The sequence below is a fragment of the Mucilaginibacter polytrichastri genome (assembly GCF_001911425.1).
GTDB classification, from domain to species: Bacteria; Bacteroidota; Bacteroidia; order Sphingobacteriales; family Sphingobacteriaceae; genus Mucilaginibacter; species Mucilaginibacter polytrichastri.
The window spans coordinates 4,333,746-4,342,286 of the sequence record NZ_MPPL01000001.1; the positions used below are offsets into that span (position 1 = coordinate 4,333,746).

General features: G+C 42.1%; 11 protein-coding genes, 1 tRNA gene and 1 pseudogene. 10 read left to right on the forward strand and 3 right to left on the reverse strand.

What is annotated here, in order from left to right:
- Positions 1–41 precede the first annotated feature (41 nt).
- The gene (locus tag RG47T_RS18555) at positions 42–389 is read left to right on the forward strand and encodes a Cif family virulence factor (RefSeq protein ID WP_074490951.1); all 348 of its coding nucleotides are present in this window, start codon (positions 42–44) and stop codon (positions 387–389) included.
- A 94-nt stretch (positions 390–483) separates the two neighbouring features.
- On the forward strand, positions 484–1,056 hold the full coding sequence (locus tag RG47T_RS18560) for a Crp/Fnr family transcriptional regulator (RefSeq protein ID WP_074493579.1): 573 nt from the start codon (positions 484–486) through the stop codon (positions 1,054–1,056).
- 4 nt (positions 1,057–1,060) lie between these two features.
- Here the strand turns inward: RG47T_RS18560 and RG47T_RS18565 are convergent, their stop codons facing one another.
- Positions 1,061–1,456, reverse strand: coding sequence for a (R)-mandelonitrile lyase (locus RG47T_RS18565; protein ID WP_074490952.1), 396 nt, complete (start codon positions 1,454–1,456; stop codon positions 1,061–1,063).
- A gap of 141 nt (positions 1,457–1,597) precedes the next feature.
- Here RG47T_RS18565 and RG47T_RS18570 point away from each other — a divergent pair, with 141 nt between their 5' ends.
- From RG47T_RS18570 to RG47T_RS26165, 7 genes are all read left to right on the forward strand, one after another.
- A complete protein-coding gene (locus tag RG47T_RS18570) occupies positions 1,598–2,182 on the forward strand; it encodes a Crp/Fnr family transcriptional regulator (RefSeq protein WP_074490953.1) in 585 nt (194 codons plus the stop codon).
- 70 nt (positions 2,183–2,252) lie between these two features.
- Entirely contained in the window at positions 2,253–3,224 is a 972-nt protein-coding gene (locus RG47T_RS18575) for a quinone oxidoreductase family protein (RefSeq protein WP_074490954.1), read from the forward strand.
- Between the two features lie 308 nt (positions 3,225–3,532).
- Positions 3,533–4,351, forward strand: a complete 819-nt coding sequence (locus tag RG47T_RS18580) for an alpha/beta fold hydrolase (RefSeq protein ID WP_074490955.1) — start codon at positions 3,533–3,535, stop codon at positions 4,349–4,351.
- Between the two features lie 313 nt (positions 4,352–4,664).
- On the forward strand, positions 4,665–5,171 hold the full coding sequence (locus tag RG47T_RS18585; RefSeq protein ID WP_074490956.1) for a GbsR/MarR family transcriptional regulator: 507 nt from the start codon (positions 4,665–4,667) through the stop codon (positions 5,169–5,171).
- A gap of 48 nt (positions 5,172–5,219) precedes the next feature.
- The gene (locus RG47T_RS18590; RefSeq protein ID WP_074490957.1) at positions 5,220–6,038 is read left to right on the forward strand and encodes a thiol-disulfide oxidoreductase DCC family protein; all 819 of its coding nucleotides are present in this window, start codon (positions 5,220–5,222) and stop codon (positions 6,036–6,038) included.
- A gap of 1 nt (position 6,039) precedes the next feature.
- The gene (locus RG47T_RS18595) at positions 6,040–6,969 is read left to right on the forward strand and encodes a TIGR01777 family oxidoreductase (protein WP_074490958.1); all 930 of its coding nucleotides are present in this window, start codon (positions 6,040–6,042) and stop codon (positions 6,967–6,969) included.
- Positions 6,970–7,068: 99 nt separating this feature from the next.
- Positions 7,069–7,362: a hypothetical protein gene (locus RG47T_RS26165; RefSeq protein ID WP_074490959.1), complete on the forward strand. Its 294-nt coding sequence runs from the start codon at positions 7,069–7,071 to the stop codon at positions 7,360–7,362.
- Here RG47T_RS26165 and RG47T_RS18605 read toward each other — a convergent pair.
- Positions 7,325–7,412: transfer RNA gene (locus RG47T_RS18605), tRNA-Ser, on the reverse strand. The genes RG47T_RS26165 and RG47T_RS18605 overlap by 38 nt on opposite strands.
- 324 nt (positions 7,413–7,736) lie before the next feature.
- Between RG47T_RS18605 and RG47T_RS18610 the strand changes: the two genes are divergently transcribed.
- Entirely contained in the window at positions 7,737–8,216 is a 480-nt protein-coding gene (locus RG47T_RS18610; RefSeq protein ID WP_074490960.1) for a VIT1/CCC1 transporter family protein, read from the forward strand.
- A gap of 4 nt (positions 8,217–8,220) precedes the next feature.
- Here the strand turns inward: RG47T_RS18610 and RG47T_RS26825 are convergent.
- Positions 8,221–8,541 (reverse strand): annotated as a pseudogene (locus RG47T_RS26825) (transglutaminase family protein); the annotation flags it as partial.

Below are 8,541 nucleotides of genomic sequence, written 5' to 3' on the forward strand. Positions count from 1 at the left end.
CGGGGTGCCCGTTTTTTGTAATACACTAAAAATTGAAAAACATGATACTATCAGTTGAAGAAATGATTAAACAATATGTAGCCGCCTGGAACAATAATGGGCCGGAAGAATTTAAAGCTGCGTTTGCACCTGTTTGGGCAGCCGATGCGATTTACACCGACCCTGATTATGCACTTGTAAAAGGCGTAGACGGCATTGCCGGGCTTGCGCAGATCTCGTTAGAGCACGTACCTACGCGCACTTTCCATGTACTTACCCAACCAGAGCACCATAATAATGTTGGCCGCTATACCTGGAAAGTTATTTTGCCCGAAGAAACCAAGCAAGGTTTCGACTATTTTGAGTTTAATGAGGCACATCAAATTACCCGTATTGTTAGCTTTTTCTAACAAGCCCTTATAGGGTGTAAGCCGCACGCTGTATTAATTTCTATTGTGTGCAGTATATATGAGCCTGTACATTTTATCTTTACTAAAAACTAAAATGTACCGGCTCATCCTTAAAAATTTTTCCATGCACATTGTGCTCGATGCTGCAGAAACCGAACTTGTAGTATCCCGGCTCCAATATAAAACCGTGAAAAAGAACACCGTATTGCTGGATGCGGGTGCAATAGCTAAGAACATTTATTTTGTAAAAAAAGGCTGCCTGCGCATCTTCAACAGCGACCAGGAAGGGCTGGAACATAACATTTTGTTTTGCCCCGAAAATTGGTGGGCGGTAGATATAGCCAGTTTCTCGGGCCAAACACCTGCCTTCTATTCCATTGCTGCGTTAGAAGATACCGAGGTGCTTTATTTTAGTTATCCTACACTGGAGCAGCTGTATATAGAAATCCCTAAACTTGAACGTTTTTTTAGAATTTTGACACAAAACGGTTTCTACCTATATCAGCTACGCGTAACCTCCAACCTTTCAAAATCAGCCGAAGAACGTTATGCGCTTTTTCAAAAGCAGTACCCGCAGTTAGAATTAAGAATTGCGCAGAAACAGATTGCCTCTTACCTGGGCATTACCCCTGTTTTTTTAAGCATGATCCGCAAACGGAAAACTTAGCCATTTATTTACCGTACTGCTCGTCTGTTACCTGTTCCATCCAATCTACAGGCGAACCATTAAGTTTTTCCTGTATGGCTATATGGCTCATTGCCGTGGTGGCAGTTGCGCCGTGCCAGTGCTTTTCATTAGGGAAAAAGTACACCACATCGCCCTGATAAATCTCTTGCCTCGCCTCCCCTTCGCGTTGTACCCAGCCGGCACCTGCGGTAACAATTAAAGTTTGCCCAAACGGATGCGTATGCCATGCCGTACGTGCCCCCGGCTCGAAGGTTACTAATGCCATCGCAACGCGCGACGGCTCGGGCGGGTTAATCAGCGGGTCGATGCGTACCGTGCCTGTAAAATATTCTGCCGGGCCTTTACCCGATGGCTGCGAACCGTTGCGTTTAATTTCCATTGTTTATTTTGTTATTATATATAGATCAACAGGCTTTACTGATTGAAGTTTCGTTTCAACTATTTAATACAGTTACACATGCTTGTACAAAGTACAACCAATACAATTTGTAACTACATTAGCAAATCATATTGCTAATGTATGCTTTTCCATTTCAAAGATAAATTTCCTCAACTGGCGCCTTACTGGGATAAGTACCTGGAGTTTCAGAAACGGATTGAAGTACCCGCCAAGACCGTTTTATTGGAAGAAGGAAAGATATCCGGCCAGTACATTTTTGTAGAAAAAGGCTGCATCCGTGCGGCTCTTAACAATAACGGGGTTGATAAAACCATCCAGTTTTTCTTTGAGAAAGAAGGCCTTACCTCCTTGCAAAGTTTTTTAAAAAACACGCCAAGCCTGTTTACCATCGAAACCATTGAGCCTTCCATCATTTATTTGCTACCCAAAGTATACGTTAATAAATTAATGGCCGAACTGAGCGGCGAGCCGGGCTTTCTAAATATAATTTTAGCCGTTTTTGCCGAACGGCAACTACATTACATGCACGAGTTTGTATCTTTTATCAGGGATACGCCCGAACAACGTTATCAAAACCTTTTAAATGAAAGGCCGCATATTATACAGCGGGTACCTCAGCATTATATTGCTTCTTACCTGGGCGTTACTACGGTACACCTTAGCCGTATTAAAAGTAAAATAGCCAAAGGCCAGTCTCATTTTTAAACTTGGTAACATATGTTATCGTCTGCCGATTAGGCACTAAGTAATTTTGCTTAACAAAAACACGACGAAAATGAAAGCAGCAGTAATGTATCAGAAGGGCGAACTGCCCCAGTATATAGACTTTCCCGAGCCAACCGCTCAAAGCACAGATGAAGTATTAGTAACCGTTAAAGCAGTTGCCCTTAAACATTTTGACAAAGGCACCGCTACAGGTAAACATTATTCGAGCGGTGGCCCAAAAGAAGATGGCCGCGTAATTGGCGGCGATGGCGTTTGCCTGCTAAAAGATGGCACCAGGGTATACGGGATGGGGGTAAGTGGCATGATGGCCGAAAAAGCAACCATTGAAAAAGACAGGATTGTAAAACTACCAGCCGGCGTAAGTGATACAGATGCGGCGGCCCTGGCCAATGCCGTAATAGGTGCGGCAATGGGCTTACGGTTTAAAGCAGATATACAGCCCGGCGATGTTGTGTTAATTAATGGCGCAACAGGTTTTACCGGGCGCGTAGCTGTGCAGATAGCCAAACACTACGGTGCGAAGAAAGTAATTGCGACCGGAAGAAACGAGCAATCGCTAAAAGATTTACTGGAACTGGGTGCCGATGAAATTATTTCTTTAAAACAGGAAGATGAACAGTTTATTTCGCAATTAAAAGAAACACACAACAGCACGCCGATAGATATTATTATTGATTACCTGTGGGGCCACACGGCCGAAATGATATTAGCCAGCTTAATGGGCAAGGGCTCATTTACCCACAAAACCAGGTTTGTTTCTGTAGGCAGCATGGCCGGAGATCTGATCCAGCTATCTGCCGCAAATTTAAGAAGCGTAGACCTCCAGTTAACGGGCTCTGGCTTAGGTAGCTGGCCGAAGAGCCATGTACGGCAGCTTTTTACTGAAATACTACCGGAGATGTTTCAGTTGGCAGCCGATGGAAAGCTAAAGGTAAAAACCACTGAGGTTAAACTGGCAAACATAGCCAGTCTCTGGAATATGGAAGTACCCGATGGGCAACGATTAGTGGTGACCATTTGAAACTAAAAATATTAAATGCCGCATAGATACAGAGGAAGGTAAACTCCGTTAATATCAATGACATAACTTTGTTGTCCAAGTATTGATTAGCTATAAAGCGTTAATTAACGTAAATTAACGATATATCGTAACCAAAAAAAATGGAAGAAAAACGCAAATAACTGATTTGCAATATATTAAAAATATGGCACACAGATAGCTATTATAGTTGCGGTTACAAGTAAACAAAATGTGCTTCAGATCAATAAGCAGATTATTGCCAGGCTTAAATCAGGAAATACATTATTAACACATACATATACAACAACATGAAAATCACAGTAAAAGACGGAACCGAAATTTATTACAAAGATTGGGGAACTGGCCAACCTTTAGTATTTCACCATGGCTGGCCTTTATCAGGCGATGATTGGGATGCGCAGATGATGTTTTTCCTCGAAAAAGGATACCGTGTAATTGCACATGACCGCAGAGGCCACGGCCGATCAAGCCAGGGCTCTATCGGCCACGATATGGATACCTACGCAGCTGATGTTGCCGAACTTGCCGAATTTCTTGATTTGAAAGATGCCATCCATATTGGCCACTCAACAGGTGGCGGCGAGGTTATTCGCTATATTGCAAAATATGGTAAAAACCGTGTTGCCAAGGCAGTACTTATTAGCGCAGTTACCCCTATAATGTTAAAAAGCGATACCAACCCAGATGGTGTGCCTATTGCTGTTTTAGATGAAATACGTTTAAATACCGCAACAAACAGACCGCAGTTTTTCCAGGACTTTACTATTCCATTTTACGGATATAACCGCGAAGGAGCCAAAATTTCGCAAGGCATCAGGGACAACTGGTGGCGCCAGGGAATGATGGGCGGCATTAAAGCACATTATGATGGTATTAAGGCATTCTCTGAATTTGACTTTACAGAAGATTTAAAAAGTGTAGAGATCCCGGTATTGGTATTACACGGCGAAGATGACCAGGTTGTGCCATATGCAATTTCGGGCCCCAAAGCTGCAAAATTATTAAAAAATGGAAAACTGATTTCTTACCCCGGTTTCCCCCATGGGATGCCTACTACAGAAGCAGCAACCATCAATGCCGATATATTAGCTTTTATCCAGTCTTAAATAAAAGTTACTATTCAACTTATTGAATCAGACCAACAAGAGGCTGCCTCGCTTTATGAGACAGCCTCTTCTTGTTCTTTGTCCTGACTATCAATACGCAATAAAACCTTATAATGTGTCCAGCCCAATTGCGATAAAATTGACGAAAATATTCTAGCTGTCTTTTAGAGAAACCGTTACCATATCCGGTTCTAACTCACCAGCAATAAATTTAGTATGTTGGCCTTTACCGAAATTATTTTCATTACAAATATTTTAAAAAATTAAACTTTCAATATATTTTGAAAGTTCAATACAAAACGTACCTTTGTTTATGGAATTACCAGAAGCAAAGCAGAAGTTTATTGAGGCATGGGGCAAGTTGGGATCTGAGTGGGGCATTAACCGCACCATGGCACAGGTACATGCGCTACTACTGGTAACACCGGAGACCTTAACTACCGAAGAAATTATGGAAGCCCTAAGCATCTCAAGAGGAAACGCCAATATGACGCTTCGTGATTTGATGAGCTGGGGACTGGTTGAAAAGCAACACAAAGCAGGCGAGCGTAAAGAATATTTTTATGCTGATAAAAATACCTGGAACATTGCACGCCAGGTTGCCAAAGAGCGCCGCAAAAGAGAGCTTGACCCGGTATTAAAAATATTAGACGAGCTAACCAAAGTAGAAGGTGATAAGAAAGATCCAGCCTACCAAACCTTCAATAAATCGGTAACTGATATAAACAAGCTGGCTAAAAACGTGGATAAAACTTTAGAAACCATGCTTAAGGCTGAAGAGAGCTGGTTTTGGGGATCAATTTTTAAAATATTTAAGTAAGATTTTTTTTGCACTAAAACTTTCATTTATTACTGAAACTTAAATATTATGAATACCTTAAAGAAACACCTGATACTGTTTGATGCTGAGTGCCCTATGTGCAACCTGTATACTAAGGCATTTGTAAGCACTGGCTTATTAGAAAAAAATGGCCGCGCCGCCTATCAGGAAACCGCAATTGAGACTTGCCCAATGGTTGACAGGCAACGTGCAGCTAACGAGATCGCCCTTATAAATCAGGAAACCGGCGAAGTTACTTATGGTATTAAAAGTTTATTTAAAATATTTTCTGTAACCGTCCCCTTCCTTAAACCCTTGTTTGAGTTTGCACCTTTTGTATGGCTAATGAGCAAAGTATATGCATTTATCTCTTACAACAGGCGTGTAATTATCCCAGCCAATAACGAGCAATATTTATATCAGCCAACTTTTAAACTGCACTATCGCATAGCATATTTATTATTTACCTGGGCTGTTACCGCCTATATTTTAACCGCTTATGTACACTTGATGTACGGCCTGCTGCCTATTGGAACTGCTTATCGCGAATATTTAGTTTGCGGTGGGCAGATCTTTTTTCAAGGTGTAATAGTTAGCTTAATTGCCCATAACAAAAAGTGGGCCTACCTCGGTAATATGATGACTATCTCTTTTGCCGGTGCCTTACTACTATTGCCAGGTTTATTGATAGCCGCTTTCTTCAACCTCCCTTCCATTTTCTATGTATGCTATTTTATGAGTGTTGCAGGCCTGATGTTTTTGGAACATATCCGCAGAACCCAATTATTAAACCTTGGCTGGGTACTTACTGTTAGCTGGGCCTGCTATCGTTTATTGGTTTTATTATTCATTTTCTTAGCCAAATAATATGCTTTACAATAAAATTATACTGGCTGGTGGTAACGGCTACATCGGTACCGTACTGGCCAATTACTATCGCGAAAAGGCCCAGCAGATCATCATTTTAAGCCGTACTCCTAAAGCTGATGATGGTAACATTAAAACCCTTGTTTGGGATGGACAGACAGAAGGCGACTGGATTAACGAAATTGATGGTGCCGATTTGCTCATAAACCTATGCGGCAAGAATGTAAATTGCAGGTATACGCCCGCTAATCGCGAGGCGATTATTGATTCAAGAGTATTACCAACTACCTTATTGGGAAATGCGATAGCAAAACTCAAAAACCCTCCCCAACTTTGGATCAATGTAACATCTGCAACCATTTACCGCCACGCAGAAGACCGCCCGCAAGACGAAGAAACCGGCGAAATTGGAACCGGTTTTTCTATCGATGTTTGTCGCCAATGGGAAGACACGTTTTTTAAAGCCCCAACACCGCGAACCCGCAAAGTTGCCTTGCGCATGAGCATTGTAATGGGTGCTGCCGATGGCGCTTTTCCACGATTACTTAACCTGGTAAAATTTGGATTAGGCGGAATGCAAGGCAGTGGCATGCAATATGTATCATGGGTGCATGAACACGATGCAGCCCGTTGTACCGAATGGCTATTACAACATCCCGAGTTGAATGGCGTATTCAATTGCACATCACCTCAACCTATTAAAAACAAAGCTTTTATGGCCGATATACGTAAAGCTGCCCATGTAATATTGGGGCTACCTGCCCCTGCCTGGCTGTTGCAGATAGGCGCTGTTATTATCGGCACAGAAACAGAACTGATTTTAAAAAGCCGCTGGGTGCTGCCTAAAAAATTAACTGATAGCGGGTTTACATTCATGTTTCCTGATGCAGAAACAGCCTTAAACAATATTTTGACTACCACTAAAAATTAATCATATTCATCATTCCTAAAACTTTACCATAAAATGAATGATAAAAGAAATGCACAGAGTTTAAAGGCTTTTTGGGGACAACTTGCTGACCTTTTGTAGTTGGAATCAGCAATACCACTACAAAAACAGCACGGGACTTGGTATGTTAATCTTTCTGATTTCATCATCGTACCTGCAATGATGGGCATTACCAGTTTGTGGTTTTGGAAAGATCTGGGCCTTACAGGAAAAGCGATTAGCTGGCACCGTAGAGGCCATGTAGTCGAAATCATTGAACCCTTTGCATGGAATCTTGTATGTGAAAAAAGAAAATCCGCTAAATCTTTAAAATTCAGCGTATTCTTTCATTTTCTTGCGGAGAAGGAGGGATTCGAACCCTCGATACGCTTGTGACGTATACACACTTTCCAGGCGTGCTCTTTCGACCACTCAGACACTTCTCCTATTATTATAAACATTGCTAAACTTTGAAGGCTGTAAACCTCCCTTGATTAACAAGTTTGCAAAAGTATAATAATATATAGGTATAACAACAAAAAAGGCGAAGCCTTTTACAGCCCCGCCTCCATCATTCAACCACACTTATCAATCAATAGTAATATCTTTCCGCGCTATATTTGAGCTTCTGCAACTGAAGTAACAGCCAAAGCTGCGATTAATAAACCTCCAAATATTTTCGCTTTCCTAATTATCGTTTTATATAGTAATAGATGGATTAAAATTCAATAAGTTTAATCGTCTTAAACAAATAAACACTGCAACACCTAATGGCCCGCACAAAAGAAAATCAATTTGTAATACAGAAAGTACAGCCTGCGCTGTTAGGTTTAATGGATGGTTCGGTATCTACACTGGCACCCATATTTGCCACAGCCGGGTTAACCGGTACACCTATTAAAGCTTTTTATGTAGGTTTAGCTGCATCATTAGGGGCCGGGATAAGTATGGGCCTGGCCGAAGCACTATCTGACGATGGCACCGTTACCGGGCGGGGCAACCCTATATTGCGGGGAAGTATTACCGGCTTTAGCACGGCACTTGGTGGCATGCTGCATACCTTGCCATTTTTGATCGGCAACTTACAACACGCCCTGCACCTGGCTTATGCAGTAGTGGTATTTGAATTATTGGCCATTGCCTTTATCAGGTATAAGTTTATGAAAACGCCGCTGCTATCAACCATTTTACAGGTAATAGTGGGCGGCGGCATTGTGTTTGTACTTGGTATATTTTTAGGTAACGCCTAAAGCATTATTGCTGCTGTTGTTGCTGCTGCTGGATCATTTCCATATAGCGCTGATAACTATTTTTAGAGGTATCGTTTTCCAGCCCTGCAAACGGCCCGGGTTTGGTTACCCTGTCCACAAACTGATCTATAGCTGGTTCTGGTTCATGGTCCTGGTAGCCTACAGATACAGCAACTTCCAGGTGGTGGCCCGATGAGCCTTTGTACACACCCTTCACCGGTGAGCAATCTAAAAAGTTACGGCCCACGGCCAGGCGTACGTGGGTTTCGTTAGCCACGCAGTTATTGGTAGGGTCTAAGCCTAGCCAGCCGTAATTGGGTATATA

What these genes read in the sequence shown, in the direction of transcription:
- RG47T_RS18555 (WP_074490951.1), top strand. Translation starts at nt 42, where the DNA reads ATGATACTATCAGTTGAAGAAATGATTAAACAATATGTAGCCGCCTGG.
- RG47T_RS18560 (WP_074493579.1), top strand. Translation starts at nt 484, where the DNA reads ATGTACCGGCTCATCCTTAAAAATTTTTCCATGCACATTGTGCTCGAT.
- RG47T_RS18565 (WP_074490952.1), bottom strand. Translation starts at nt 1,456, where the DNA reads ATGGAAATTAAACGCAACGGTTCGCAGCCATCGGGTAAAGGCCCGGCA.
- RG47T_RS18570 (WP_074490953.1), top strand. Translation starts at nt 1,598, where the DNA reads ATGCTTTTCCATTTCAAAGATAAATTTCCTCAACTGGCGCCTTACTGG.
- RG47T_RS18575 (WP_074490954.1), top strand. Translation starts at nt 2,253, where the DNA reads ATGAAAGCAGCAGTAATGTATCAGAAGGGCGAACTGCCCCAGTATATA.
- RG47T_RS18580 (WP_074490955.1), top strand. Translation starts at nt 3,533, where the DNA reads ATGAAAATCACAGTAAAAGACGGAACCGAAATTTATTACAAAGATTGG.
- RG47T_RS18585 (WP_074490956.1), top strand. Translation starts at nt 4,665, where the DNA reads ATGGAATTACCAGAAGCAAAGCAGAAGTTTATTGAGGCATGGGGCAAG.
- RG47T_RS18590 (WP_074490957.1), top strand. Translation starts at nt 5,220, where the DNA reads ATGAATACCTTAAAGAAACACCTGATACTGTTTGATGCTGAGTGCCCT.
- RG47T_RS18595 (WP_074490958.1), top strand. Translation starts at nt 6,040, where the DNA reads ATGCTTTACAATAAAATTATACTGGCTGGTGGTAACGGCTACATCGGT.
- RG47T_RS18610 (WP_074490960.1), top strand. Translation starts at nt 7,737, where the DNA reads ATGGCCCGCACAAAAGAAAATCAATTTGTAATACAGAAAGTACAGCCT.